The organism is Enterobacter cloacae complex sp.6700776 (assembly GCF_048284255.1).
Lineage (GTDB): Bacteria > Pseudomonadota > Gammaproteobacteria > Enterobacterales > Enterobacteriaceae > Enterobacter > Enterobacter intestinihominis.
The window spans coordinates 1-25,553 of the sequence record NZ_JBLVYK010000002.1 but is presented as its reverse complement, the minus strand read 5'-3'; the positions used below and the strand labels follow the sequence as shown (position 1 = coordinate 25,553).

Annotated in this window: 25 protein-coding genes; 13 read left to right on the top strand and 12 right to left on the bottom strand. The window is 56.5% G+C overall.

The genetic code is table 11. The features are described 5' to 3' along the window. Positions 1-16: 16 nt before the first annotated feature. Positions 17-520: an ESA_00282 family adhesion-associated protein gene (locus tag ACNQ0T_RS04120; protein ID WP_023298598.1), complete on the bottom strand. Its 504-nt coding sequence runs from the start codon at positions 518-520 to the stop codon at positions 17-19. A 102-nt stretch (positions 521-622) separates the two neighbouring features. On the opposite strand from ACNQ0T_RS04120, the gene ACNQ0T_RS04115 reads away from it, so the two are divergent. Both ACNQ0T_RS04115 and ACNQ0T_RS04110 read left to right on the top strand, forming a co-directional pair. Further along, positions 623-1,027: a hypothetical protein gene (locus tag ACNQ0T_RS04115; protein ID WP_023298599.1), complete on the top strand. Its 405-nt coding sequence runs from the start codon at positions 623-625 to the stop codon at positions 1,025-1,027. Then, complete coding sequence (locus tag ACNQ0T_RS04110) at positions 1,020-1,457, top strand: hypothetical protein (RefSeq protein WP_023298600.1); 438 nt, start codon at positions 1,020-1,022, stop codon at positions 1,455-1,457. The genes ACNQ0T_RS04115 and ACNQ0T_RS04110 overlap by 8 nt, the downstream gene beginning before the upstream one ends. 91 nt (positions 1,458-1,548) lie before the next feature. Here the strand turns inward: ACNQ0T_RS04110 and exbD are convergent, their stop codons facing one another. Continuing rightward, on the bottom strand, positions 1,549-1,974 hold the full coding sequence (gene exbD, locus ACNQ0T_RS04105; RefSeq protein ID WP_023298601.1) for a TonB system transport protein ExbD: 426 nt from the start codon (positions 1,972-1,974) through the stop codon (positions 1,549-1,551). A gap of 4 nt (positions 1,975-1,978) precedes the next feature. Beyond that, a complete protein-coding gene (exbB, locus tag ACNQ0T_RS04100; protein ID WP_023298602.1) occupies positions 1,979-2,710 on the bottom strand; it encodes a tol-pal system-associated acyl-CoA thioesterase in 732 nt (243 codons plus the stop codon). A gap of 251 nt (positions 2,711-2,961) precedes the next feature. On the opposite strand from exbB, the gene metC reads away from it, so the two are divergent. Then, positions 2,962-4,149 (top strand): cystathionine beta-lyase, encoded by a 1,188-nt coding sequence (gene metC / locus ACNQ0T_RS04095; protein ID WP_023306940.1) that lies wholly within the window; start codon positions 2,962-2,964, stop codon positions 4,147-4,149. 142 nt (positions 4,150-4,291) lie between these two features. Next, entirely contained in the window at positions 4,292-4,951 is a 660-nt protein-coding gene (gene yghB / locus ACNQ0T_RS04090; RefSeq protein WP_015571869.1) for a DedA family general envelope maintenance protein YghB, read from the top strand. Between the two features lie 45 nt (positions 4,952-4,996). Here the strand turns inward: yghB and ACNQ0T_RS04085 are convergent, their stop codons facing one another. After that, complete coding sequence (locus ACNQ0T_RS04085) at positions 4,997-5,896, bottom strand: AraC family transcriptional regulator (RefSeq protein WP_017382749.1); 900 nt, start codon at positions 5,894-5,896, stop codon at positions 4,997-4,999. Between the two features lie 195 nt (positions 5,897-6,091). On the opposite strand from ACNQ0T_RS04085, the gene yqhD reads away from it, so the two are divergent. Continuing rightward, on the top strand, positions 6,092-7,255 hold the full coding sequence (gene yqhD / locus ACNQ0T_RS04080; RefSeq protein ID WP_063152153.1) for an alcohol dehydrogenase: 1,164 nt from the start codon (positions 6,092-6,094) through the stop codon (positions 7,253-7,255). A gap of 105 nt (positions 7,256-7,360) precedes the next feature. Beyond that, positions 7,361-8,188 carry a 2,5-didehydrogluconate reductase DkgA gene (gene dkgA, locus ACNQ0T_RS04075; protein WP_023306942.1) on the top strand — a complete coding sequence of 276 codons (828 nt, stop codon included), beginning with the start codon at positions 7,361-7,363 and terminating at the stop codon, positions 8,186-8,188. A gap of 89 nt (positions 8,189-8,277) precedes the next feature. Here dkgA and ACNQ0T_RS04070 read toward each other — a convergent pair whose 3' ends face one another. From ACNQ0T_RS04070 to ACNQ0T_RS04050, 5 genes are all read right to left on the bottom strand, one after another. Further along, positions 8,278-10,455 (bottom strand): YgiQ family radical SAM protein, encoded by a 2,178-nt coding sequence (locus ACNQ0T_RS04070; RefSeq protein ID WP_417929641.1) that lies wholly within the window; start codon positions 10,453-10,455, stop codon positions 8,278-8,280. Positions 10,456-10,606: 151 nt separating this feature from the next. Beyond that, positions 10,607-12,019: a cell division protein FtsP gene (gene ftsP, locus ACNQ0T_RS04065; RefSeq protein ID WP_023298607.1), complete on the bottom strand. Its 1,413-nt coding sequence runs from the start codon at positions 12,017-12,019 to the stop codon at positions 10,607-10,609. A gap of 61 nt (positions 12,020-12,080) precedes the next feature. Continuing rightward, entirely contained in the window at positions 12,081-12,818 is a 738-nt protein-coding gene (gene plsC, locus ACNQ0T_RS04060) for a 1-acylglycerol-3-phosphate O-acyltransferase (protein WP_022649406.1), read from the bottom strand. Positions 12,819-12,980: 162 nt separating this feature from the next. Then, positions 12,981-15,239 carry a DNA topoisomerase IV subunit A gene (gene parC, locus ACNQ0T_RS04055; RefSeq protein ID WP_023298608.1) on the bottom strand — a complete coding sequence of 753 codons (2,259 nt, stop codon included), beginning with the start codon at positions 15,237-15,239 and terminating at the stop codon, positions 12,981-12,983. A 118-nt stretch (positions 15,240-15,357) separates the two neighbouring features. Next, positions 15,358-15,759 (bottom strand): YgiW/YdeI family stress tolerance OB fold protein, encoded by a 402-nt coding sequence (locus tag ACNQ0T_RS04050; protein WP_022649408.1) that lies wholly within the window; start codon positions 15,757-15,759, stop codon positions 15,358-15,360. Between the two features lie 139 nt (positions 15,760-15,898). On the opposite strand from ACNQ0T_RS04050, the gene qseB reads away from it, so the two are divergent. From qseB to ACNQ0T_RS04020, 6 genes are all read left to right on the top strand, one after another. Beyond that, the gene (gene qseB / locus ACNQ0T_RS04045) at positions 15,899-16,558 is read left to right on the top strand and encodes a quorum sensing response regulator transcription factor QseB (RefSeq protein WP_022649409.1); all 660 of its coding nucleotides are present in this window, start codon (positions 15,899-15,901) and stop codon (positions 16,556-16,558) included. Continuing rightward, the gene (qseC, locus tag ACNQ0T_RS04040) at positions 16,555-17,904 is read left to right on the top strand and encodes a quorum sensing histidine kinase QseC (protein WP_108367917.1); all 1,350 of its coding nucleotides are present in this window, start codon (positions 16,555-16,557) and stop codon (positions 17,902-17,904) included. The genes qseB and qseC overlap by 4 nt, the downstream gene beginning before the upstream one ends. Before the next feature lie 104 nt (positions 17,905-18,008). Further along, positions 18,009-18,590 (top strand): NAD(P)H-dependent oxidoreductase, encoded by a 582-nt coding sequence (locus tag ACNQ0T_RS04035; RefSeq protein ID WP_417929639.1) that lies wholly within the window; start codon positions 18,009-18,011, stop codon positions 18,588-18,590. A gap of 30 nt (positions 18,591-18,620) precedes the next feature. Next, on the top strand, positions 18,621-18,935 hold the full coding sequence (locus ACNQ0T_RS04030; protein ID WP_003862506.1) for a putative quinol monooxygenase: 315 nt from the start codon (positions 18,621-18,623) through the stop codon (positions 18,933-18,935). Between the two features lie 151 nt (positions 18,936-19,086). After that, positions 19,087-19,527: a peptidoglycan-binding protein LysM gene (lysM, locus tag ACNQ0T_RS04025; protein WP_022649412.1), complete on the top strand. Its 441-nt coding sequence runs from the start codon at positions 19,087-19,089 to the stop codon at positions 19,525-19,527. A gap of 39 nt (positions 19,528-19,566) precedes the next feature. Further along, positions 19,567-20,094, top strand: coding sequence for a hypothetical protein (locus ACNQ0T_RS04020; protein ID WP_023298611.1), 528 nt, complete (start codon positions 19,567-19,569; stop codon positions 20,092-20,094). Positions 20,095-20,106: 12 nt separating this feature from the next. Here the strand turns inward: ACNQ0T_RS04020 and ACNQ0T_RS04015 are convergent, their stop codons facing one another. Genes ACNQ0T_RS04015 through ACNQ0T_RS04005 form a run of 3 tightly spaced genes read right to left on the bottom strand, consistent with a single transcriptional unit; the run spans position 20,107 to position 24,434 of the window. Continuing rightward, complete coding sequence (locus tag ACNQ0T_RS04015) at positions 20,107-21,294, bottom strand: glycoside hydrolase family 88 protein (RefSeq protein WP_417929638.1); 1,188 nt, start codon at positions 21,292-21,294, stop codon at positions 20,107-20,109. Positions 21,295-21,322: 28 nt separating this feature from the next. Continuing rightward, the gene (locus ACNQ0T_RS04010) at positions 21,323-22,588 is read right to left on the bottom strand and encodes an oligosaccharide MFS transporter (protein ID WP_022649415.1); all 1,266 of its coding nucleotides are present in this window, start codon (positions 22,586-22,588) and stop codon (positions 21,323-21,325) included. 31 nt (positions 22,589-22,619) lie between these two features. Next, positions 22,620-24,434 (bottom strand): DUF2264 domain-containing protein, encoded by a 1,815-nt coding sequence (locus tag ACNQ0T_RS04005; RefSeq protein ID WP_417929636.1) that lies wholly within the window; start codon positions 24,432-24,434, stop codon positions 22,620-22,622. Between the two features lie 166 nt (positions 24,435-24,600). Here ACNQ0T_RS04005 and ACNQ0T_RS04000 point away from each other — a divergent pair, with 166 nt between their 5' ends. Continuing rightward, a complete protein-coding gene (locus ACNQ0T_RS04000) occupies positions 24,601-25,440 on the top strand; it encodes an AraC family transcriptional regulator (RefSeq protein WP_022649417.1) in 840 nt (279 codons plus the stop codon). The last annotated feature ends 113 nt before the right edge of the window (positions 25,441-25,553 follow it).

The window sequence follows — 25,553 nt, the reverse complement described above, 5'->3', positions numbered from 1 at the left end:
GCTCAGTATATCTCAACTATACCTCGTTGGGATCCACATCCGGACGCGCATACTCCGGCCAGACCAGTGCGACCAGTTCCGGGTAGGCTTCCAGGCTAAACTCGCGAAAACACTGGCGCAGATTTAATACGTCTAAATCGGAATACGACACCTTCTCGCCATTCAAACAGCGCTTTTTGATATTGTCGTAATATTTATAGACCGCCGAATTAAGGTCGCTACAGCGGCGCTGCGCGTCGAACAGGCCGGGCGTATCATTAATTTCGGCCATTTTCATTCGCTTAATTGTCGCATGGAGAAAATCGATATATTCGTGATTCACCCGCCAGTACCAGACTGGCGTCACGGCGTTCATCAAGACGGAGAAATGATCTTCCCCCTCCTCTTTGGACATCAATTCAGGCTGCGGTGGTTCACTGGCGTCATTTGACACTTTCGTTTTATTGAACTCTTGCATCAATAAAAGCACGCCAGCGGTCAGTAATAGTAACGTTACGACCGTGAAGAAAATGCTGTTCATGGGTAGGCTCCATTTTTTTTGATTTTAAAATTGCCTCATGATATTGTCAACGAATCTCACCCTTTTTCCAACCCCACCCTTTTGAAATTAAAGGAAATTAAAATGCTGCCCGACAATCTTGTCCCGGCAAAGTACCACATTACGCCTGTGGAACAGCCTTCGACGGAAGCAGATAAAGAGGCGAATTTCACTCAAGGAAAAAGAAAACTCTCCGACTATGAAGCCGATATATTAATTGGTGTTTCACGCACCGGCAAATCCCGTAATATGGTGCTGGAAGAGCACGATCGCCATTTAAAAGAACGGTTATTTCGTGCCATCAAGATTGAAGCCTTAGTTCATCTGCTAAATGATTTACAGGCCGAAGGGGAAATAGATGCCCAGGCTCTAAGTCAAATAATGGCCGAGAAAACACAGCAAATAAATGAAGCTGGCAATGAAATTTGGCTTAACTTAATTACGCGTGAAAAAAACAATCCCATTTTTTATAACCTGGGGGATGATTAACGTGAATGATGATAGCGGTAATAACGTTTATTTGACTTTAGATGATAAGAAAAGCGATGAATTTATCTTAAAGCAGAATCTCGACGCCCTGAAAAAGATAAAAAATGACGAGATGACGCGAATAACGCAGGACTTGGTTTCGATTCCGGCCACGCTGGTGCGCCTGAAATGGCAGAACCGTCGGGAAATTTATGCCTTGCAGGCCAAAGAGGAGATTTACGGCGCGGTGATGAACGCTATTATTGAGCTGCGCCCTGAGCTTAAAGAGAAGATCCTTGGGCGACTGGAGACGAACTATCAGTACCTGCTGGCACGCGAGACAGCCACCCTGCGCCTGACCCGTAAACTCTCGGAAGGCAACTATCGCACATCAAACGTCACCTGCGTGGCGCTCGATGAAGAGGCGTCAACAACATCTTCTAACTGCTGACAACGTGGTTCGCCCGGCGGCGCTAGCCTGAGATTGTAGGCCGGGTAAGGCGAAGCCGCCACCCGGCACGGAAGGCGGCTTCGCCTTCGTTTTACTTCGCGGCCGCTTTCTCTTCGCCGACCAGACCAATCTTCAGGTATCCCGCCTGATGCAGCGTGTCCATTACCTTCATCATGGTTTCATAATCGACGGTTTTATCCGCGCGGAAGAAGACGGTGGTGTCTTTCTTGCCGCCGGTCAGCTGGTCCAGCGCCGGAATAACCGAGGCATCCGTCACCGGATCGTTGCCCAGGAACATGGACTTATCGGCCTTCACGGACAGGTAGACAGGCTTTTCCGGACGCGGCTGCGGCTGGCTGGAGGACGCTGGCAGATTCACCTTCACGTCCACCGTCGCCAGCGGCGCGGCAACCATAAAGATAATCAGCAGAACCAGCATGACGTCGATAAACGGCGTCACGTTGATCTCATGCATTTCACCGTTATCGTCCAGATTTTCATTAAGACGCATTGCCATACAATCAACCTACGCGCAGTTTGGACGCCGCATGCACCGGTTTAACGGCGCTGGCGTTCAGGTCCAGATCGCGGCTTTGCAGCAGCAGAACCTGCGCGGCAACGTCACCCAGTGTGGCTTTGTAACTGCCAATCATGCGCGCGAAGATGTTATAGATAACTACCGCAGGGATAGCGGCAACCAGACCGATAGCCGTTGCCAGCAGCGCTTCTGCGATACCCGGCGCGACGACCGCAAGGTTAGTGGTCTGCGTCTGGGCGATACCGATAAAGCTGTTCATGATGCCCCAGACGGTACCGAACAGGCCGACGAACGGGGAGATAGCGCCGATAGTCGCCAGGTAGCCGTTACCGCGGCCCATATGACGACCCACGGCCGCAACGCGACGCTCCAGACGGAAGCCGGTACGCTCTTTAATGCCTTCGTTATCTTCACTGCCTGCGGAGAGTTCCAGCTCGTTCTGCGCTTCGTTCACTAACAGGGTAGTCAGGCTTTTCGCATGGAAGGATGAGGTGATATCAGAAGCCTGATCCAGAGAGCGGGCTTCCGCCAGCTGCTTCTGCTCACGCTTGAGGCGGCGTTTTTGTGAAAGAAGTTCGGCGCTCTTGCTGAAGAAGATAGCCCAGGTGATCACGGACGCCAGAATCAGGCCGATCATCACAACCTTAACGACGATGTCAGCATGTTGATACATGCCCCAAACGGAGAGATCCGTCTGCATCAAATTATTACCCACTCTGTATCTCCAGGACGCAAATCACACAATCTGAACGTAATAATATCAAAACGTCGTCGAATTGATAGTAGTTCTCATTAGTATTTACATAGTGCCGTAATTTTCGCTCACTTTCCTTGCGCTTACGCAGTAAAAATTTCTTGTGCGAATATTTGATAATATTTTCTGCTTATTCGATAAGCATCCGGATGCACATTCTGACAATCGTGGTAGTCTGGACGTCCAGACGTATAAAAATAGGGTTAGCGAACATGACTAAAAAGCAGCTTGAGACCACGCTGGTGCAGGCAGGACGCAGTAAAAAATACACCCAGGGCTCGGTCAACAGCGTGATCCAGCGTGCCTCCTCGCTGGTGTTTGATACCGTCGAAGATAAAAAAATCGCCACGCGTAATCGCGCGAAGGGCGGGCTGTTTTACGGTCGCCGTGGCACGTTAACCCATTTCTCGTTGCAGGAAGCCATGTGCGAACTGGAGGGCGGCGCGGGCTGCGCGCTGTTCCCGTGCGGTGCGGCGGCGGTCGCCAATACCATTCTGGCGTTTGTTGAACAGGGTGACCACATCCTGATGACCAATACCGCCTACGAGCCAAGCCAGGACTTCTGCACCAAAATACTCAGCAAGCTCGGCGTCACCACCAGCTGGTTCGATCCGCTGATTGGGGCCGGTATTGCCGGGCTTATTCAGCCCAACACGCGCGTTGTGTTCCTGGAATCTCCCGGCTCCATCACCATGGAAGTGCATGACGTCCCGGCCATCGTGAAGGCGGTGCGCAGCATAGCGCCGGAAGCGATCATCATGATCGACAACACCTGGGCGGCAGGTGTGCTGTTTAAAGCCCTGGAATTTGACATCGATATCTCCATTCAGGCGGCGACCAAATACCTGATTGGCCACTCAGACGGCATGATCGGTACGGCGGTATCTAATGCCCGCTGCTGGGAGCAATTGCGTGAAAACGCCTACCTGATGGGCCAGATGGTGGATGCCGATACCGCCTACATGACCAGCCGGGGCATCCGTACGCTCGGCGTGCGTCTGCGTCAGCATCACGAAAGCAGCCTGCAAATTGCACAGTGGCTGGCGCTGCATCCACAGGTGGAGCGCGTTAACCATCCGGCGCTGCCGGGCAGCAAAGGCCATGAATACTGGCAACGTGACTTTACGGGCAGCAGCGGGTTGTTCTCATTTGTTCTTAAGAAGCGCCTGAATGACGCCGAGCTGGCAAGCTATCTGGATAACTTTACCCTCTTCAGCATGGCCTATTCATGGGGTGGATTTGAATCGTTGATCCTGCCCAATCAGCCGGAGCAGATTGCGGCCCTGCGCCCGGGCGGCGAGGTGGACTTCGAGGGGACCTTAATCCGCCTGCATATCGGGCTGGAAAATGTGGACGATTTAATTGCGGATTTATCGGCAGGATTTGAGCGCATCGTGTAAAGTGCTGGCTGACATGTACTCCCTGGACGCTATTCTGAACACCGCAAGCAGAAAAGTCTGTATGAGATGCGCCTGCGATCAACCCCGACAGGCAAAATTGGGAGTACAATAGCGTTATATCTGCTGTTCCACAGGAAAGTCCATGGCTGTTATTCAAAATATCATCACGGCGCTCTGGCAACACGATTTTGCCGCGCTGGCGGACCCACATGTCGTCGGGATTGTCTATTTCGTGATGTTCGCGACGCTGTTTCTGGAAAATGGATTACTGCCAGCCTCATTTTTACCCGGTGACAGCCTGCTCCTGCTCGCAGGTGCGTTAATCGGCAAGGGCGTGATGGACTTCGCACCGACAATGGTGATCCTCACCTCTGCGGCCAGTCTCGGCTGCTGGCTGAGCTACCTGCAAGGGCGCTGGCTTGGAAACACCCGCGTGGTGAAAGGCTGGCTGGCGCAGCTGCCGCATAAATATCATCAGCGCGCGACCTGCATGTTTGACCGTCACGGCCTGCTGGCGTTGCTTGCCGGGCGTTTTCTGGCGTTCGTTCGCACCCTGTTGCCTACCATGGCGGGTATTTCAGGCCTCTCTAACCGCCGCTTCCAGTTCTTCAACTGGCTGAGCGCCCTGCTCTGGGTGGGCGTGGTTACCACGCTCGGCTACGCGCTGAATATGATCCCCTTTGTTAAGCGCCATGAAGACCAGGTGATGACCTTCCTGATGATCCTGCCGATTTTCCTGCTGGTTGCAGGGCTGGTGGGGACCATTGCGGTGGTGATCAAGAAAAAGTATTGCAGCGCATAAATAAAAGCCGGGTGGCGCTACCGCTTACCCGGCCTCCGTTTCCCCTCACGCTCCCTGCATGGTTCTGATACGTGACGCATCTTCCCCCGGCGTGACGCCGAAGTAACGCTTAAACTCCCGACTAAACTGCGACGCGCTTTCATACCCGACCCGCATCGCCGCGGCGCTGGCCTTCATGCCATCGTGGATCATCAGCATCCGCGCCTTATGCAGACGGTAGGTTTTGAGGTACTGCAATGGCGACGTGCTGGTGACGGATTTAAAGTTATGGTGAAACGCCGAGACGCTCATATTGGCTTCCGCCGCCAGCTGATCAACGCTGAGGTTTTCCGTGTACTGGCTCTCGATGCGCTTCAGCACGCGGCTAATGAGGCTGAAGTGCGTTTGCCGGCTTACCAGCGCCAGCAGCGCCCCGCCGCCCGGTCCCAGCAGCACATGGTAAAGAATTTCGCGGATAATCTGCTTTCCGAGAATACGCGCGTCCAGAGGCCTTTCCATCACGTCTAGCAGGCGTTCAATCGCGCAGAGAATTTCCTCCGATAAGGTCGCGGAGTTGATACCGCTTGCCGCCATCGACGGCCGGAAAAGTTCGTCCTCCCCAATCTCCATCAGCAACTCCTGCAACTGGAGAATGTCGACGTTGACGCGGATCCCGGCCAGCGGTACCTCCTCTGTCGCGAAAGTTTCACATTCGAAGGGTAAAGGTACTGTCAGAAGCAGATATTCATTGGTGTCGTAACGGAACACGCGCTCATTGATATAGCCAATCTTATGGCCAGAAAAGAGAAACACGATGCCGGGCTGATACATCACCGGGGTGCGCGTTCCGGGCTGGGTACCGTAGAGCAATCGGATATCCGGCAACAGCTCAGCCGAATCATTTCCGTTATCTATCAGTCTTTTAATCTGCGACGTTAGCTGGCGGCAGATGGCATCACGGTTCATTTTCAGTTACTCCGGGTACGGTTTCCGACGCTAACAGTGTGCGCATTTTCTTACCGTTTCTCCAGAGCGCTGTAGAAATGGGCAAGACATCGGCAGGAATGTGCATTGAGAGGATAGCGCCTGCCCGCCACAATGTGCAGCATCAGGTTGCCTTCTGCGCCACCACGATTTTCTACCCACTACAGGGAACAAGCCATGAACAACTTTAATCTTCACACCCCAACCCGCATTCTGTTTGGTAAAGACGCTATCGCTGACCTGCGCGCGCAAATCCCGACGGACGCCCGCGTCCTGATTACCTACGGCGGCGGCAGCGTGAAAAAAACCGGCGTACTGGATCAGGTTTACAGCGCTCTGGAAGGGCTGGACGTACGCGAGTTCGGCGGTATCGAGCCTAACCCGTCTTATGAAACGCTGATGAACGCGGTAAAAATCGCCCGTGACGAGCAGATCACTTTCCTGCTGGCGGTGGGCGGCGGTTCCGTGCTGGACGGCACCAAATTCATCGCGGCGGCAGCGCATTACGCTGACGGCATCGACCCGTGGCATATTCTGGAAACGGGCGGCAGCGACATCAGCAGTGCGATCCCGATGGGCTCCGTGCTGACGCTGCCGGCCACCGGCTCTGAGTCCAACAAAGGCGCGGTCATCTCCCGTAAAACCACCGGTGACAAGCAGGCCTTTATGAACGAACACGTTCAGCCCGTGTTCGCGATCCTCGATCCGGTTTACACCTATACCCTGCCTGCGCGTCAGGTGGCGAACGGCGTGGTCGACGCCTTTGTTCACACCGTTGAGCAGTACGTCACTTACCCGGTGAACGCCAAAATTCAGGATCGTTTCGCGGAAGGCATTCTGCTGACGCTGATTGAAGAAGGTCCGAAAGCGCTGAAAGAACCTGAAAACTATGACGTGCGTGCTAACGTGATGTGGGCTGCAACACAGGCACTGAATGGCCTTATCGGTGCAGGCGTGCCACAGGACTGGGCGACCCATATGCTCGGTCACGAGCTGACGGCGATGCACGGCCTGGATCACGCCCAGACGCTGGCGGTGGTTCTGCCTGCGCTGTGGAATGAAAAACGTGACGCTAAACGCGCCAAACTGCTCCAGTACGCCGAACGCGTCTGGAACATCACCGAGGGTTCCGACGATGCGCGTATTGATGCCGCAATTGCAGCCACCCGTCACTTCTTTGAAAGCCTGGGCGTGCCAACGCGTCTCTCTGACTACGGCCTGGACGGCAGCTCCATCCCTGCCCTGCTGGCGAAGCTGGAAGCACACGGTATGACGCAGATCGGCGAGCACGGCGACATCACCCTGGACGTCAGCCGTCGTATTTACGAAGCGGCACGCTAAGCGTTTTTAGGATCCTGACTTTCGTTTTTTGACATTTCGTCCAGACTTAATGCACATCACATCGTCGGAGGTTCCCTCCGGCGATGAGCACCTGAAGGAGGAAAAATGGCAAACCAAACCGTAATCAAGCTACAGGACGGCAACGTGATGCCCCAGCTGGGGCTAGGTGTATGGAAAGCCGGTAACGACGAGGTCGTCTCCGCCATTCATAAAGCCCTGGAAGTCGGCTATCGGTCCATCGATACCGCCGCCGCCTATAAAAACGAGGACGGCGTGGGGACCGCGCTTGCCAGCGCTGGCATTCCCCGCGATGAGTTATTCATCACCACCAAGCTGTGGAACGACGATCAAAAGCGTCCCCGCGAAGCGTTGCAGGAGAGCCTGGAGAAACTCCAGCTCGATTTCGTCGATCTTTATCTCATGCACTGGCCGGTACCGGCTATCGACCATTACGTTGATGCCTGGAAAGGGATGATTGAGCTGCAAAAAGAGGGGCTGATAAAAAGCATCGGCGTCTGTAATTTCCAGGTTCATCACCTGCAACGCCTGATTGATGAAACGGGCGTCGCGCCGGTGATTAACCAGATTGAGCTACACCCGCTGATGCAGCAGCGCCAGCTTCATTCGTGGAACGCCACGCACAAGATCCAGACCGAATCCTGGAGCCCGCTGGCTCAGGGCGGCGAAGGGGTGTTTGACCAGAAAATTATCCGCGAGCTGGCGGATAAGTACGGCAAAACGCCGGCGCAGATCGTCATTCGCTGGCATTTGGATAGCGGTCTGGTGGTGATCCCGAAATCGGTCACGCCATCGCGTATCGCCGAGAACTTCGACGTCTGGGATTTCCGCCTGGATAAAGACGAGCTGGGTGAGATTGCGAAGCTGGATCAGGGCAAGCGTTTAGGGCCGGACCCGGATCAGTTCGGCGGGTAGTTTCCCCTCACCCTAACCCTCTCCCACAGGGAGAGGGAATGCTTTCCACCCTCTCCCTGTGGGAGAGGGCCGGGGTGAGGGCATCATCGTTATCCGATCTTACGTTTTCCCGTTTTTTTCGTCCCCGAAGCCCCACCGTTCGAACGCTGATGCACAATTGGCGTGTGCTTGGTCAGCGCCGGGCGCGTATTGCGGTTCTGGCGGCGCGCTTCGCGCATCTCTTCCAGCGTTGGCGCTGGCACCAGGCAATCACGACGCGAGCCGATCAGGTGCTTTTTCCCCATCTCTTCCAGCGCCTGACGGATCAGCGGCCAGTTTTTCGGGTCGTGATAGCGCAGCAGCGCTTTGTGCAGACGGCGCTGTTTATCCCCTTTCGGCACCACCACGTCTTCACTCTTATAGCCAATCTTACTTAGCGGGTTTTTGCCGGTGTAATACATGGTCGTCGAGTTAGCGAGCGGCGACGGGTAGAAGTTCTGCACCTGATCCAGACGGAATCGACGCTGCTTCAGCCACAGCGCCAGGTTCACCATGTCTTCATCACGGGTGCCGGGGTGCGCGGAGATGAAGTATGGGATCAGATACTGCTCTTTCCCCGCCTGTTTTGAAAAGGTATCAAACAGCTGTTTAAAGCGGTCATAGCTGCCCATGCCCGGCTTCATCATTTTGGACAGCGGGCCCTCTTCGGTGTGCTCCGGGGCGATCTTCAGATAACCGCCCACGTGGTGCGTCGCCAGCTCTTTGATGTAGCGCGGATCTTCCACCGCAATGTCGTAACGCACGCCGGAGGCGATCAGGATCTTCTTGATGCCTTTCAGGTCACGGGCGCGACGGTAAAGGTTGATCGTCGGCTCGTGGTTGGTGTCCATATGCTCGCAAATGCTCGGATAGACGCAGGAGAGACGACGACAGGTCTGCTCAGCGCGCGGCGATTTGCAGCGCAGCATGTACATGTTAGCCGTTGGGCCACCCAGATCGGAGATTACGCCGGTAAAGCCCGGGACCGTGTCGCGAATGGCTTCGATCTCGTTAACAATCGACTCTTCGGAACGGCTCTGAATAATACGACCTTCGTGTTCGGTGATCGAACAGAAGGAGCACCCGCCGAAGCAGCCGCGCATGATGTTGACCGAGAAGCGGATCATCTCGTACGCCGGAATACGGCTGTTGCCATATGACGGATGCGGCACACGCTTGTACGGCAGGGCAAAAACGCTGTCCATCTCTTCGGTAGAGAGCGGGATCGCCGGCGGGTTAACCCAGATATAACGCTCGCCGTGCTTTTGCATCAACGCGCGGGCACAGCCCGGGTTGGTTTCATGGTGCAGAATACGGGAGGCGTGTGCGTAGAGCACCTTGTCAGCTTTGACCTTCTCATATGACGGCAGCAGCACATAGGTCTTTTCCCACGGCTTCGGACGCGGCGGCTGCACCACCAAGGCCTTTGCTTCCGCTTTCTTCGGCTCAACTGGTTTGTTATCCGCGCACGGCAGATCGTCACCGTACGGATGCGGGATAGGGTCGATTTTGCCCGGCATATCGATAATGCGGGAATCCACCCCGCTCCAGCCCGGCAGCGCCTCTTTCACCATGATCGCGGTGTTGCGCACGTCGCGGATCTCGCTGACCGCTTCACCCTGCGCCAGGCGATGCGCCACTTCCACCAGCGGACGCTCGCCGTTGCCGAAGATCAGCATGTCGGCTTTCGAATCCACCAGCACCGAACGGCGCACGGTGTCAGACCAGTAGTCGTAGTGCGCGGTGCGGCGCAGGCTCGCCTCGATGCCGCCCAGGATCACCGGCACGTCTTTCCATGCTTCTTTGCATCGCTGGGTGTAGACGAGGGTCGCGCGATCGGGACGTTTACCCGCCACGTTATCTGCCGTATAAGCGTCGTCATGACGCAGCTTACGGTCCGCGGTATAGCGGTTGATCATCGAGTCCATGTTGCCCGCGGTCACGCCAAAGAACAGGTTAGGTTTACCCAGACGCATAAAGTCGTCTTTGCTGTTCCAGTCAGGCTGAGAAATAATCCCCACGCGGAAACCCTGAGCTTCCAGCATACGGCCGCAGATCGCCATGCCAAAGCTCGGGTGATCGACATACGCATCACCCGTCACCAGAATGATATCGCAGCTGTCCCAGCCCAGTTGATCCATCTCTTCCCGGGACATCGGCAGGAACGGCGCCGGTCCAAAGCAGGCTGCCCAGTACTGGGGCCAGGAGAAGAGGTCGCGATCCGGCTGGATCAGGGAAATTGCGCTCATAATGCTTCCGAAGAAAAAATAGACAAAAGGAGCGGGATTATACGCTGGTTTATCGGGGGAAATGAAGGGGTATTTATTGCCCGGTGACGCTACGCTTACCGGGCCTACGGGCCTGTAGGTCGGGTAAGGCGAAGCCGCCACCCGACTCGTTTTACGGTGCCGGATTCACCAGCATCTGCCCTACCGACCCCCTGTCCATCATCTCCAGCGTCTGGCTGTGGAACAGGAATGGGAAGTGCGGCCATGACGGCTGTCCATAGTAGACGAGCAGTTCTACCTGCCCATCCACCCAGACGGTGTCTTTCCAGCCCCTGTCTTCCGGGAACGGCATCGCCCCGTTGACGTTGCGGATCAGGAATGACACCCCTTCAATATGGAACGACTGCGGCATCTCCGAGCGGACGGTCCAGCGCTCCCAGGTTCCCTGCTGGGCGGTGATATCAATACGGTTTACGTCCCACAGCGCGCCGTTGATGCCCGGATCGTCGCCAAGGCTGATATCGCGACTGCGTACTGCAGGGCCGGTCACAATTTCCTGCGGCAGCAGGCGCATCGGCAGACTGTCGGTCACCAGCGGCAACAGGCCGGTCGGGCGCAGCGTCAGCACCAGCGTGGAGACCAGAACGCTCGACGGTTCAAAGAAGCCGCGTATGCGGTCAACAATGCTTGCCGCTTCGCCGCAGGTCACGGACACTTCATCCCCGTTGGTCATATCCACGAGGATTTCACGACGTTCGCCCGGCGCAAGCGCCAGCTGTTTCACCGACACCGGCGCAGGTAATAACCCCTGATCGCCTGAAATCACATGCAGGGCACGGCCGTCGCTCATTTGCAGCAGGTAGCGGCGCGAGTTAGAGGCATTCAACAGACGCAGGCGCACCCAGCCACGAGACACTTCGACATACGGGCTTTGCGCGCCGTTAACCAGCAGCGTATCGCCCACAAAGCCACCGCTGCCCGGCTCGCTGTACTCCGGCGTACCGAAGTTATCCAGACGCTTGTCCTGAATAATGATCGGGAAATCATCAACACCGTAGTGATTCGGGATCGGCAGCGTTTTACTGACCTCATCTTCAATCAGCCACATCCCGGCCAGGCCGTTATAGACCTGCTGGGCGGTGCGGTTCGGGGTGTTGGCGTGATACCACAATGTCGCCGCGCTCTGACGAATCGGGAGGACGGGCGCCCAGTCGGCATTCGGCGACATCATGCGCGCCGCGCCGCCCATCAGCGGCCCCGGCACCTGCAACCCACTGACGGTCATTGCGACATTTTCCGTCGTCCGGTTACTGTAGATGAGCTTGACGTCATCCCCATTCCACACGCGAATGGTCGGCCCGAGGTAGCGTCCGTTAATGCCCCATACCTGCGCGCGCGTTCCCTGGGTAAAGGACCAGTGGCTACGCTGAAGCGTGAGGAATAGCGGCTGTCCGCGACGGGATTCAATCAACGGCGGAATAGGCAGCGGCTGTTGCTGCCCGGCGGCGCTGGCTGTCCGCGGCATCGCACCCGCACAAAGGGCGATACCCGAAGCCTGAATAAACTGACGCCGACTGAGTGACATATAAGCTCCATCTGAAACGACTAACAACGCGGGAATTCGTTTTCCCTTGAACGAAACCGGGTTAAATCTTACCGGCGGCTTCTCGCTCTGCAACTTCTTTATCGAGCTGTGCAATGTGCTGAGCCATCAGCTCGCGGCAGTGCGTGGCCAGCTCGCGCACCTGGTCTTTACCGTATTTGGAGGTATCCACCGGCGGTAGCATTTCGACAATGACCAGTCCGTTTTTCAAACGGTTAAGATTAATCTTATTCGATGTATTGGAAACGCACACGGGAATAATTGGAACGCCTGCCGCAATTGCAGCATGAAACGCGCCGGTCTTGAACGGCAGCAGGCCGCGACCGCGGCTGCGCGTCCCTTCCGGGAACATCCAGATTGAGATCCGGCGCTTTTTAAACTGATCCACCACTTCCGCAATGGTGCCATGCGCTTTCGCACGGTTGTTGCGGTCAATCAGCAAGTTACCGGTGAGCCAGTACAGTTGGCCGAAAAGCGGGATCCACAGCAGGCTCTTTTTCCCGACGGTTACGGTCGGCGGAATAACAATATTTGAGGCCGTCACCATATCGTAGTTGTTCTGATGGTTAGCGATATAGATGGCGTTACCGAAATTCTCCGCCCCTTCAGGCAGACGCTTTTCAACCTTCAGGCCGAACAATGGCGCAAGGCGACCAAACATGTGCCCGAACGTCGCGACATGTTTTGGGTTACGCGGGCTGAACAGGCAATAAATCGATCCGAAAATACAGACCAGAATGCAGTAAATAACGGTAAGAATAAGACGAACAATGTATAGCATAGCGACCTCTGAAGCCCTGACAGCTGACAATTATACTTCACCTGTGGCCAGGTAAGGACTTTATTACGAGCGCGTATTGTTAATCGCAACGCACGAATTAACAACGTTTTTACGGGAAATTTTGTGGTAAGCCCCCTCCGGAAAGAGGGGGGATGAAACAGGTTACTCTTCGCTGTCGTCCGCTTTGCTGCGCGCCGGCGAGTCGATCTCCACGCGGTCGATGCGCTGCAGGCCACGCATCAGTGAGCCGCGACGTCCGCGCTCGCCAACCACCTTCTGCAGCTCTTCCGGACGCAGTTTGATCTTACGTTTGCCGACATGAATGGTCAGCGTGCTCTGCGGCGGCAGCAGGAAGAGATGCGCCAGGCTATCTTCGCCTTTTGCCGCTTCCGCTGACGGGATACTGATGATCTTGTTGCCCTTCCCTTTCGACAGCTCCGGCAGATCGCTGACCGGGAACATCAGCATGCGTCCGGCAGCGGTGATCGCCAGCAGCATATCGCTTTCGTTCTCGATGATCAGCGGCGGCATGACGTGGGCGTTATCCGGCAGGCTGATCAGCGCTTTACCGGCGCGGTTACGCGACACCAGATCGTTAAAGGTGCAGATAAAGCCGTAGCCAGCATCAGACGCCATCAGCAGTTTTTGATCGTCGGCTTCCATCAGCATATGGTCAACCGTGGCGCCCGGCGGCAGCGTCAGCTTGCCCGTCAGCGGTTCGCCCTGCCCGCGCGCGGATGGCAGCGTGATCGGATCAATGGCGTAGCTGCGGCCCGTGGAGTCGATAAACGCCACCGGCTGGTTGCTCTTGCCCTTCACCGCCGCCTTGAAGCTGTCACCGGATTTGTAGCTCAGACCCGGCGCGTCGATATCGTGGCCTTTGGCGCTACGCACCCAGCCGCTCTGGGAAAGCACGATGGTCACCGGCTCGGACGGCAGCATGTCGTGCTCGTTCATCGCCTTCGCTTCTTCGCGCTCATGCAGCGGAGAACGACGGTCGTCGCCAAAGGCGTCGGCATCGGCCTGCAACTCTTTCTTCAGCAGGGTGTTCATCTTGCGCTCGGACGCCAGAATCGCCTGAAGCTGATCGCGCTCTTTTTCCAGCTCGTTCTGCTCGCCGCGGATCTTCATCTCTTCCAGCTTAGCGAGATGGCGCAGCTTCAGTTCGAGGATCGCTTCAGCCTGGGTTTCGCTGATGCCAAAGCGCGACATCAGGGCAGGCTTAGGTTCGTCCTCGGTACGAATGATCTCAATCACTTCGTCAATGTTGAGGAACGCCACCAGCAAACCTTCGAGGATATGCAGGCGCTTAAGCACTTTCTCCAGCCGATGGTTCAGACGGCGGCGCACCGTATCGCGGCGGAAGGCCAGCCATTCGGTGAGGATCTCCAGCAGGTTTTTCACCGCCGGGCGACCGTCCAGACCAATCATGTTCAGGTTGATGCGGTAGCTTTTTTCCAGATCGGTAGTGGCGAACAGGTGGTTCATCACCTGCTCCATATCCACGCGGTTAGAACGCGGCACAATCACCAGACGGGTCGGGTTTTCGTGGTCCGATTCGTCACGCAGGTCGTCCACCATCGGCAGCTTTTTATTGCGCATCTGGGAGGCAATCTGCTCCAGCACCTTCGCGCCGGAGACCTGGTGCGGCAGCGCGGTGATCACCACGGCGCCATCCTCTTTGGTCCATACCGCGCGCATGCGCACGGAGCCGCGGCCGTTCTGGTAGATTTTACGGATTTCCGCACGCGAGGTGATGATCTCGGCTTCGGTCGGATAGTCCGGCCCCTGCACGATATCCAGCAGATCGTCCAGCGAGGTTTTTGGCTGCTCAATCAGGGTGATGGCGGCTTTCGCCACTTCACGCAGGTTGTGCGGCGGAATGTCCGTCGCCATGCCCACGGCGATACCGGTCGTGCCGTTCAGCAGGATGTTCGGCAGACGCGCAGGCAGCATTTTCGGCTCCTGCATCGTACCGTCGAAGTTTGGCACCCAGTCGACCGTACCCTGCCCCAGCTCGCCCAACAGCACTTCGGCATATTTAGACAGGCGGGATTCGGTATAACGCATCGCCGCGAAGGATTTCGGATCGTCCGGCGCCCCCCAGTTCCCCTGACCATCCACCAGCGGATAGCGGTAAGAGAACGGCTGGGCCATCAGCACCATCGCTTCATAGCAGGCGCTGTCACCGTGCGGATGGTATTTCCCCAGCACGTCACCGACGGTACGGGCGGATTTCTTGAACTTGGCGGTCGCATTCAGCCCCAGTTCGGACATCGCATAGACGATGCGGCGCTGAACGGGCTTCAGGCCATCCCCGATAAACGGCAACGCCCTGTCCATGATGACGTACATGGAGTAGTTCAGGTAGGCGTTTTCCGTGAATTCATGTAGCGCGAGGCGCTCTGCCATATCGCTCATTACGTGTGATTCCTCAACTCAGAAACCGATGGGTTTCAGGCAATATTGCCGCAGATACTACCTCATCTGGCGAGTTGAGTCACAAAGAAAAAGGGCCGCTCATGCGGCCCTTTCCGGGTTATTTGTTCAGCTTGATAACCTGCTTCACGTCGATTTCAAACTCGTTCCAGTCTTTATCGATTTTACCCTGGAGTTCGACTTTATCCTGTGGCGTCACCGTCACGCCGTTCCAGCGCTTGTGGTCGATCTCCACCACCACCGTGCCGCTTTCATCGCGGAAGGTGTAACGGTCATCGGACAGGCGCTCGGTAATATTACCGCGCAGCTTCACCCAGCTGTCGTCCTTCATATCTTTGACTTTAGCCGCGGTAGTGAGGTTGGCGTTATTATCGACAAAGCCACCCTGCTGGGTTTGCGTCTGGGTCTGTGTCGCAGATGGGCCAGAGAAGCCACCCTGTGCAGCAAAAACAGGGGCAGTGGTCATCATCATGATGGCAGCAATTGCAGCGTATTTTTTCATCTTAATCTCTCCCTTTAATGTCGTTTCACAATCCATTAAACAGGGTAAACCTTAACAACTTCTTAAGGGGAAAATTTATTTATTTTTACTGTACAGCAGGCGCTTGCAGAAGGTTTACTGACGGCATCAAGGAGGAAATATGCGCATTTTACTGGTAGAAGACGACAAGCTCATCGGCGATGGCATCAAAGCGGGCTTAAGCAAAATGGGCTTTAACGTGGACTGGTTTACCGACGGTAAAACCGGGCAGGCGGCCCTGTACACCGCGCCGTACGATGCCGTGGTGCTGGACCTGACGCTGCCGGAAATCGACGGGCTTGAGATCCTGCGCGCCTGGCGCGAAAGCGGTAAGAGCGAACCGGTGCTGATCCTCACCGCGCGGGATGCGCTGAATCAGCGCGTCGAAGGGTTACGCCTGGGGGCGGATGATTACCTGTGTAAGCCGTTCGCGCTGATTGAAGTGGCAGCCCGCCTCGAAGCGCTGGTGCGCCGCAGCCACGGGCAGGCGCGCAGCGAGCTGCGTCACGGCAAGGTCACGCTCGATCCGGCAAGTCTTGTCGCCACGCTGGAGGGCGAAACGCTGGTGCTCAAACCCAAAGAGTTCGCCCTGCTGGAACTGCTGATGCGCAACGCGGGCCGCGTGCTGCCGCGCAAGGCCATCGAAGAGAAACTCTACAACTGGGATGATGACGTCTCCAGCAACGCCGTCGAAGTCCACGTTCATCATTTACGCCGCAAGCTCGGCAGCGAATTTATCCGCACCGTGCACGGCATCGGTTATACCCTGGGTGACGCATGAAACTGACCCAACGCCTGAGCCTGAAGCTGCGCCTGACGCTCCTCTTTTTGCTGCTGTCCCTGGCGGCCTGGTTTGCCGCAAGCGTGGTGGCCTGGCACCAGACGACCGACAAGCTCGATAAGCTTTTCGATACCCAGCAGATGCTGTTTGCCAAACGGCTGCTGACGATGGACGTGGACGAACTCCGCGCCCCGGAACGCATGCGCGAGGTGCCGAAAAAAGCCAAACACGGCCATCTTGACGACGATGCGCTGGCCTTCGCAATCTTCACCGCAGACGGCAGCATGGTGCTTAACGACGGTGAGAACGGGCGCGACATACCTTATCACTACCGCCGGGACGGATTTGATGACGGTCGGTTGCAGGATGACAACGACGAATGGCGTTTCCTGTGGCTGACCTCCCCGGACGGGAAATACCGCGTGGTGGTTGGCCAGGAGTGGGAGTACCGACAGGATATGGCGCTGGACGTGGTCAGCTCACAGCTGACGCCGTGGCTGGTGGCGCTGCCCGTAATGCTGATGTTGCTGATTGTCCTGCTGAGCCGGGAACTGAAACCGCTGAAAAACCTGGCGCAGACCCTGCGTTCACGCTCGCCGGATGCGACCGATACGCTGCCCACCCACGGCGTGCCGACGGAGGTTCGCCCGCTGCTTGATGCGCTTAACCATCTTTTCGCCCGTACGCAGGAGATGATGGCCCGCGAGCGCCGCTTCACCTCGGATGCCGCTCATGAGTTGCGCAGCCCGCTGGCCGCGCTGAAGGTGCAAACCGACGTGGCGCAGCTTTCCCTTGACGATCCCGGGGCGCAGTCTAAAGCGCTGGGGCAATTGCATGCGGGCATCGACCGCGCCTCCCGGCTGGTGGATCAGCTTCTCACCCTGTCGCGCCTGGATTCACTGGATAATCTTGATGACGTCGAACCCGTGATGATGGCCGATTTGCTGCAATCCGCGGTGCTGGATATCTGGCATCCGGCGCAGCAGGCGGGCATTGATATTCGGCTCAACGTCAACGCGCCCGAGGTGATGCGTCACGGACAGCCGCTATTGCTGAGCCTGCTGGCGCGTAACCTGCTGGACAACGCCGTTCGTTACAGCCCGCGCGGCAGCGTGGTGGACGTGACGCTGAACACCCAAAGCTTTACCGTGCGCGACAACGGCCCGGGCATTTCAACCGATGCGCTGGCGCGTCTCGGCGAGCGCTTTTATCGTCCACCGGGCCAGGACGCCACCGGCAGCGGTCTGGGGTTGTCTATCGTGAAGCGCATCGCGGCGTTACACGGGATGCGCGTCTCGCTGGGCAATGCGCCTGAAGGGGGCTTTGAGGTGACCGTCAGCTGGTAGCCATTATTGCGATGAGCGCAAAAGACTTTGCACATTTTGCTTATTTTTCCGCTCCGTCCTCGCGCGTAGAATACCTGGCATACTCTCAGCATCGAGGACAAATAATGAGCAACATTCTGATTATCAACGGCGCGAAAGAATTTGCGCACTCTAAAGGCCAGCTCAATGACACCCTGACCGAGGTCGCGGATGGTTTCCTGCGCGACGCCGGACATGATGTTAAGGTTGTGCGCGCGGACAGCGATTACGACGTGAAGGCCGCAGTGCAGAACTTCCTGTGGGCCGACGTGGTTATCTGGCAGATGCCGGGCTGGTGGATGGGCGCACCGTGGACCGTGAAAAAATACATGGACGATGTGTTTACCGAAGGTCACGGTTCGCTGTATGCCAGCGACGGCCGCACCCGCTCAGACGCGTCTAAAAAATACGGTTCCGGCGGCCTGTTGCAGGGCAAGAAATACATGCTCTCCCTGACCTGGAATGCCCCGCTTGAAGCGTTCACCGAGCAAGATCAGTTCTTTGAAGGCGTAGGCGTAGACGGCGCGTATCTGCCATTCCACAAGGCGAATCAGTTCCTGGCTATGGAGCCGCTGCCGACCTTTATCGTCAATGACGTAATTAAAATGCCGGACGTCCCACGCTATATCGCAGAATATCGCAAGCATCTCGCGGAAATTTTTGCTTAACTGGTAGCCTGGAATTAGAAGGAGTTAATTATGCTTACCGTTATTGCTGAAATCCGTACGCGTCCTGGCCAACATCACCGCCAGGCGGTGCTGGATGAGTTCGCAAAGATCATCCCGACCGTACTGAAAGAAGAAGGCTGCCACGGCTACGCGCCAATGGTGGACGCCGCCACCAGCGCAAGCTTCCAGGCGACCGCGCCAGACTCGATCATCATGGTTGAGCAGTGGGAAACCGTCGCGCACCTTGAAGCGCATTTGCAGACCGCGCATATGAAAGCGTGGAGCGACGCGGTGAAAGGGGACGTTCTGGAAACCCATATCCGTATTCTGGAGCAAGGGGTTTAAGTTCTGTGAAATTTGCCGGGTGGCACTGCGTTTACCCGGCCTACAACTTCCCTCCCAGGCCCGGTAAGCGTTAACGCCACCGGGCTTTTTTTATCACCTTAACACTCAACTGCTATGCTTATTCTGACTTCATGTTAAACAGGAGGATGGAATGGGTCTTTTTAATTTCGTAAAAGAAGCAGGCGAAAAGCTGTGGGACAATCTGACCGATCATAAGGGTCAGAGCGATAAAATCACCGAGCACCTCAAGAAACTCAACATTCCCGGTTCCGATAAGGTTCAGGTTGACGTCACCGACGGCAAAGCCAGCGTGACGGGCGACGGGCTGACGCAGGAGCAGAAAGAAAAAATCCAGGTCGCCGTCGGCAACATCGCAGGCGTCAGCGAGGTGGAGAACAACATCACCGCGACAGATGCCAAAGATGAAGCTACTTACTATACGGTGAAATCCGGCGATACCCTGAGCGCGATCTCTAAAACCGTGTACGGCGATGCTAACCAGTACAACAAGATTTTTGAGGCTAACCGCCCTATGCTCTCCAGCCCCGATAAAATCTATCCCGGCCAGACGCTGCGTATTCCTAAAGCATAACGTCTAAAACAGTCGGTTCACGTCGCGCAGAGGAACAGAATGAAAATAGCTTGTCTTGGCTGGGGTTCGTTAATCTGGAAAAGCGGCGCGTTACCGGTAGCCGGTGAGTGGCAGACCGACGGGCCTTCTTTGCCCGTCGAGTTCTGTCGGGTCAGCGATGGCGGTGAACTGGCGACCGCCATCTGTATGAATGCCCCTGCCGTGCCGGTGCTTTGGGCATGGCTGGAGGCCACAACGTTGAGCGTGGCCTGCCGCGCTTTGCGTGAGCGCGAAGCCATTCCCGAGGATCGCTGCGATGGCATTGGCTCGCTGCTAATCACCGGACGCGACACGGGTATCCTGACAACATGGGCCAGGGAGAAAGGTATTGAAGCGATCATCTGGACCGGGCTCCCGCCGAGAAGCGCGTCACAGGAAGGCAGGGTTCCTGCCGTGGACGAAGCCATCGCTTATCTCGACGGCCTCAGCGGAGAGACCCGCAGCCATGCGCGGGACTATATTTGCCGCGTGCCTGCCCAGCTTGATACGCCCTACCGGCGCGTCATTAAAGACGTGCTTGGATGGTAATCCCCCGGCCAGTTACCAGTACAGTTTCCAGCTCCGGGTGAAACGCACCAGCGCCTCAACGTAGAAGTAATCTCCCCAGCTTGCGCACTCATCCACGCCTTTGTTGCTCCCGAGGTGGTAAACCGAGTGTTTAAGCAGCCCGTTGCCCTTTTCTTCTCTCCCCATCAGATAGTGTTTCGTCAGTGACGACATAATGCCTTTAGCCCACTCCATATAGCGCTCGCGATCCGGATCCGTGACCGGCAGGTGTTTCACCAGCTCCAGCAGCCCACACACCGCAATCGCCGACGAGGAAGAGTCACGCAGCGCGTCGGTGCCCACCAGCGCCAGATCCCAGTGGCAGACGTAGTCGTCGGGCAGGCGATTGAGGAAGTAGTTCGCCAGCCGTTTTGACAGGGCGATCATCGTCTCGTCGCCGGTATAGATATAGCTCAGCAGGAAGCCGTAAATTCCCCACGCCTGCCCGCGTGACCAGCAGGAGTCGTCGGCGTAGCCCTGCTGGGTGTTGCCGTAGCGCGGTGCGCCGGTTGTCACATCCATATAGTAGGTGTGGAAGGTGGAGGCATCGTCACGAATGAGGTACGTCGCCGCCTGCATGACGTGCGCTTTTGCGGCGTCGGCAAAGCGCGGATCGCCCGTCTGCTCCGTTGCCCAGTAGAGCAGCGGCAGGTTCATGTTGCAGTCGATGATCATCCGCCCGGCCTGGTCCGGATCGGAGAGATCGCCCCACGCCTGGATGATCTTCGCCTTCTCGTGGAAGCGTTCCAGCAGAGCTTCCGCCGCCAGCAGCGAGAAGCCGCGCGCCTCGCGGTGTCCGGTCAGCCGCCACGCGGCTACGCAGGAGAGCGTGTAGAGGAAGCCTAAATCGTGGGTGTTGGTGTCGTTGCGCCCGGCGATGCGCAGGCCAAACGAGCGCACGTGTTTTTCCGCCATCGCGCGGAATTTTTCCTCGCCGCTCATCTCCCATGCCAGCCATAGCTGCCCGGTCCAGAAGCTGGTGGTCCACTCCACGTTGTCAGTCAGCGGATAAAAACCGTTCTGGCAGGTTTCCGCCGGGAATTTGTCGCCGAACTCCGTTAAATGACGGCTAATCAGGTCCAGAACGTGGCTGCGCGCCGAATTCAGTTCATCGCTGAATGCGCGGGAGTCAACGGGCGCAGCGATAACAGGCAGACGTTCTTCTTTGATACGACTTAACATATTTCGGTTCCTTCTTTGACGGCGTAATTTATCGTGTTGACGTTTCTGCTACGTTCAGCGCACGAGCCCCGCGCCATTTGCTCTGACAGGCGGATAACGTAAAAGCAGAAATAAGGGTAAAGGTCAGCGCCGTTGCGCCCATGATGATATAGGTGTGCTCAAAGCCAATACGGTCATACATATAGCCAGCAGGGGAAGAGACCACCACGTTGCCAACGTAGAGCATCGCCTGATAGCCGAGTAAATACATGGTGGCATTGACGCGCTTGTCGAAATGCTCGGCGATATATTTAAATACCGACACCAGCAGGAGACAAATTTCCAGACCGTACAGCGGCTTAAGCACTGAAATTAACAGGTGAGAATCACACATGCCGGAAATAATCAGACGCGCCCCGACCACCAGCCCGACAATTAATAGCCCGCGTTTGGCGCCAATAAAGTTCACAAACAGCGGGACCACCATATACATGACAAATTCCATGCCCGACTGCACGGTCCCGAGATAACCGAATACCGCGTTGCCCTCATGAATATCATCGAAGAAGGTGACGAAATAGCGCGAGAACTGCTGTTCGGCGATAAACATCATCCACGCCACGCCCGCCACGTACAGGCAGAAGGCCCAGAATTTGCGGTTTCGCAGCAGGGCGTAAACGTCTGACGGGGCGATTTTCTCTTTCGTCAGCACCTCGCCCGCGTGAATGGAGTTAGTGTTCACTTTCAGGCTCAGCAGGACGATCAGCATCACCACCGACGCCACGCTGCCGAGAATAAAGTTATACGCCGGTGAGAGGTTAAACAGCAGGCCGGAGAAGGACGATGCCACCGCCCAGCCGAGCGAACCCCACATGCGAATTTGCCCGAACTCCATGCCGTTTAAGCGGCTAAAGCGGTCAGAATACGATTCGCACGCCGCCACACCCGCGTACCAGGCAAAGCTTAAATAGAGCGCGCCGATAATAATCCCCAGCAGGGTATTAGACATTAACAGCGGCTGGTATACGTAAATAAAGAACGGCGCCATCAGGGCCGACATGATCACCACAAAATAGAGCAGGTATTTGCTCATGCCGATCTTATCGAGAATATAGCCGTAGATCGGTTTAAGAATAACGGAGAATATCCCGTTCACCGCAAAAACGGTTCCAATCACCGAGCCGCTGAGATTGGCTTTCTGGCCAAGCCAGATCGCCAGCAGTCCAATACTGGCAGACCAGGTAAAGAAATAGAGAAAGATAAAGCTACTGATTTTGTAATATTCAGTTCTGTTAGTTGTCGATGTGCTTTTCATATCATCCTCGCCGACGTGTAGGGCCAGATTTTTATAATGTGAACGACAGCTTACGTTCGCTTCCGGGTTCGCTAATGACGACCCGGCTATGGGTTATATTCAGCTGCGGCGTCGCCGCAACGGGCTGTTTTCCGTCAGCCAGAACGGCGCAACAGAGCCAGCTTTCCCCTTGCGGGAGGTCGGCCTTTAACAACGGAATGGAAGCGCACTCCGCAAACATAATGCTGCTGTTCGGCGGCGTGACGATGCTGTCTGGCTGGCGGTGAATGACCGGCGAAAGATCGACAATGACGCTGCTGCCGTTTTCAGCCATCAGATAACAACCGCGATCGCGCACCTGGTGGGCGGTTTTCATCACCGCAAAGCCGCCCTCGACGGTTTGCAGAGTGCGCGCGCTGTTGATGCGGTGCAGGCGCAGGTGCCACTCCCCGAACGGGATCTGCCAGGTCGCAATCTGCACGTCGCGCCACGGCGACCAGCGCGAGAAAATGTAATGTTCATCCACCCGAACCTCTTCGCACTCGCGACGACCGCGGAAATAGTCATCTTCGTCCGCCAGCAGCAGCATGGAATCGCAGGCGGCATGCTTCAGGCCAAATCGTCCACGCTCAATGGTGAATCCGAAGCGGCTGGAGTAGGCAAATTTGGTGTATTTCGCTTCGGTGTTGACGTAGTTATTCAGCTCCAGCTGACCAGCGGTGAGCATGACGACGTGCTGCGAAGCTTTCGAATGCATCAGGATCTGCTGCGCATGCGGGATCACATGTTTTTCAGCAAGCGCGGGCAGCGGCTGCTCGTCGGCCTGCCAGAACGGATGCGCCTCCGGCAGCGCCAGGATCAGGTAGGTTTTCAGCGCCCAGTACGGTGAACCGGGGGAGTTGTAATCCTCGCACATCGCCAGGTTCGGATACGCAAACCCCAGGGTAAGAATACCGTCGCGATCGACAATCGACTGCTGCTGCCACCAGCGCAGATGCCGCAGCACAATGCCCTTCACGATACCCGGGGTGAAGACGTCCAGCTGAGAAAAGGCCACCGCGCTCCAGAAGGCAACCATGGCAAAGCGGTAGGTCAGGCTGCGGCCAAACGGCACCGAGGCACCATCGGCGGCGGACCAGTAGATAAAGTCTTCCGCGAACAGACGCGAGCGCTCGCGCAGCACCTTTGCCCTCGCCTCGTTGTCACTCAGGGTGGCGTAAATCAGGCCGTAAAAATGGAAAGCCATGGAGATGTAATAGTCTTTCGGGCGGCCGGGACCGTCGGAGTACCAGCCGTCGCCGAGATAGTAGGCATCCATCAGCGCAAAGCGGTGGTCAATGGCGGCCTGATCGTACGGCAGGCCGGCGCGCTTAAAGCCGAGCTGGACCATAATGGCAAAATAGTTCCAGTTGCTGTCCGGCATCTGCGCGTCGGTGATTTGGTTGAGCCACGCGTGCAGGTTAATCACCTCGCGCCCGGTAAAGTGCGCGGTGAGTTTATCTCCCAGCAGAGCGAGCCCCAGACCGTAGGCCGCCATCTCTACCAGACGCTGATCGTACGGGCCGGTTTCACCCCAGTAGCCGGTGCTTTGCGGGTCGGTACCAAGCTTAATGGCAGTAAGGTACTTCTCGCTGAACGGCGTGCTTTCGCCGGATGCCATCAGCGGGAACAGCCCCCACAGCGCGCGGGAAAGTCCCTCCATCTGCGCAATATCCGCTGTGTAATGGGCGCAGGTATCACCCAGCGAGAATCGTGAACGGTTCGCCGGAAATTGCGTATCCAGCGCCTGTAAAAGTGCATTCAACGACGCCACTACCTCCTGGCGTGAAGACAACGGATTTGATTTTTCTTTGTTTGCCGCCCACATCGGTTCGCCCTCGTAATCAACTGCGGCAAAGCATAGTGAATCCGCAAGGGGCAGAAATGTTAGCCGTGTCACAGGCATGAACGATGAATAAACCTCCAGTTGAGAAAATTTAAAAAGGTGGTTTATAAAGACGGTCAGACGGGAAAAAGTTGAGTTTTATTGCACTATGCGCGACACGCCGACATCCGATCTTCTGGAACTGATCGCCCTGAACGATACCGTGGCCTCGTTCAGCCGCCTGTTTGCCAATACCGTGCGCTACCATCACTGGCACCAGTGTCTGGAGATCCTCTATGTGGAAGAGGGCTTTGGCGTGGCGATTGTCGATAATCGTCACTACACCATGCGCCCCGGACGGCTGTTTTTCTTCCCGCCTTTTACGCTGCACAAGGTCATGGTGGACGAACAGGCGGAGGCAATTTACCGCCGCACCATTATTCATCTCGACCAGCACGCGGTGCTGAAGATCCTGCGGGATTTTCCCCAGACCCGGCAGCGTCTGGAGCGGCTGTCACGCCGTGGCGGCGAAGCGTGGGTCGCCGATTTAGCCCACTTCCATCACCATATCGACCATCTGTTTAGCTGCTATAAACCGCCGATGAACGGCGAGAGCATCGCCAGCCTGCTGATCGGCCTGTTCGCGATGCTGCCCGACGATCGCGACGGCGAGCCGGGAAACAGCCAGGGGATCGCCAGCCAGGTGATGTTTTGGCTCGACGAGCATTATCAGGAGAAATTTCGTCTGGATGCGCTGGCCAATGAGCTGGGAAAATCCCGCAGCTACGTATCGCGAAAATTCCATGCGGAAACGGGCGAAAAAATTCACGACTACCTGAATACGCTAAGGTTGCGTAAGGCGTGTGAGTGTTTACTCCACACTGATTCGAGCGTGCGTGACATTGCCGCACAGACGGGTTTTTCCGACGTGACGTGGTTTATCAGCGCGTTTAAAAAAGGGATTGGCGAGACGCCGCTGCAGTACCGGAAGAACCATCGTGCGGTTTGACGCCCGCACCCACGGGGCTGAGGGTTCCCCACAAATTAATGCGAGCACTGAGCAATCCCCTCGCCCCTCCGGGGAGAGGGTTAGGGTGAGGGGAACATACGGCGGTGGTGGTC

Bases quoted from the DNA above. Each gene is read 5' to 3' on its own strand.
- ACNQ0T_RS04120 (WP_023298598.1), bottom strand. From the start codon at position 520: ATGAACAGCATTTTCTTCACGGTCGTAACGTTACTATTACTGACCGCT.
- ACNQ0T_RS04115 (WP_023298599.1), top strand. From the start codon at position 623: ATGCTGCCCGACAATCTTGTCCCGGCAAAGTACCACATTACGCCTGTG.
- ACNQ0T_RS04110 (WP_023298600.1), top strand. From the start codon at position 1,020: ATGATTAACGTGAATGATGATAGCGGTAATAACGTTTATTTGACTTTA.
- exbD (WP_023298601.1), bottom strand. From the start codon at position 1,974: ATGGCAATGCGTCTTAATGAAAATCTGGACGATAACGGTGAAATGCAT.
- metC (WP_023306940.1), top strand. From the start codon at position 2,962: ATGACTAAAAAGCAGCTTGAGACCACGCTGGTGCAGGCAGGACGCAGT.
- yghB (WP_015571869.1), top strand. From the start codon at position 4,292: ATGGCTGTTATTCAAAATATCATCACGGCGCTCTGGCAACACGATTTT.
- ACNQ0T_RS04085 (WP_017382749.1), bottom strand. From the start codon at position 5,896: ATGAACCGTGATGCCATCTGCCGCCAGCTAACGTCGCAGATTAAAAGA.
- yqhD (WP_063152153.1), top strand. From the start codon at position 6,092: ATGAACAACTTTAATCTTCACACCCCAACCCGCATTCTGTTTGGTAAA.
- dkgA (WP_023306942.1), top strand. From the start codon at position 7,361: ATGGCAAACCAAACCGTAATCAAGCTACAGGACGGCAACGTGATGCCC.
- ACNQ0T_RS04070 (WP_417929641.1), bottom strand. From the start codon at position 10,455: ATGAGCGCAATTTCCCTGATCCAGCCGGATCGCGACCTCTTCTCCTGG.
- ftsP (WP_023298607.1), bottom strand. From the start codon at position 12,019: ATGTCACTCAGTCGGCGTCAGTTTATTCAGGCTTCGGGTATCGCCCTT.
- plsC (WP_022649406.1), bottom strand. From the start codon at position 12,818: ATGCTATACATTGTTCGTCTTATTCTTACCGTTATTTACTGCATTCTG.
- parC (WP_023298608.1), bottom strand. From the start codon at position 15,239: ATGAGCGATATGGCAGAGCGCCTCGCGCTACATGAATTCACGGAAAAC.
- ACNQ0T_RS04050 (WP_022649408.1), bottom strand. From the start codon at position 15,759: ATGAAAAAATACGCTGCAATTGCTGCCATCATGATGATGACCACTGCC.
- qseB (WP_022649409.1), top strand. From the start codon at position 15,899: ATGCGCATTTTACTGGTAGAAGACGACAAGCTCATCGGCGATGGCATC.
- qseC (WP_108367917.1), top strand. From the start codon at position 16,555: ATGAAACTGACCCAACGCCTGAGCCTGAAGCTGCGCCTGACGCTCCTC.
- ACNQ0T_RS04035 (WP_417929639.1), top strand. From the start codon at position 18,009: ATGAGCAACATTCTGATTATCAACGGCGCGAAAGAATTTGCGCACTCT.
- ACNQ0T_RS04030 (WP_003862506.1), top strand. From the start codon at position 18,621: ATGCTTACCGTTATTGCTGAAATCCGTACGCGTCCTGGCCAACATCAC.
- lysM (WP_022649412.1), top strand. From the start codon at position 19,087: ATGGGTCTTTTTAATTTCGTAAAAGAAGCAGGCGAAAAGCTGTGGGAC.
- ACNQ0T_RS04020 (WP_023298611.1), top strand. From the start codon at position 19,567: ATGAAAATAGCTTGTCTTGGCTGGGGTTCGTTAATCTGGAAAAGCGGC.
- ACNQ0T_RS04015 (WP_417929638.1), bottom strand. From the start codon at position 21,294: ATGTTAAGTCGTATCAAAGAAGAACGTCTGCCTGTTATCGCTGCGCCC.
- ACNQ0T_RS04010 (WP_022649415.1), bottom strand. From the start codon at position 22,588: ATGAAAAGCACATCGACAACTAACAGAACTGAATATTACAAAATCAGT.
- ACNQ0T_RS04005 (WP_417929636.1), bottom strand. From the start codon at position 24,434: ATGTGGGCGGCAAACAAAGAAAAATCAAATCCGTTGTCTTCACGCCAG.
- ACNQ0T_RS04000 (WP_022649417.1), top strand. From the start codon at position 24,601: ATGCGCGACACGCCGACATCCGATCTTCTGGAACTGATCGCCCTGAAC.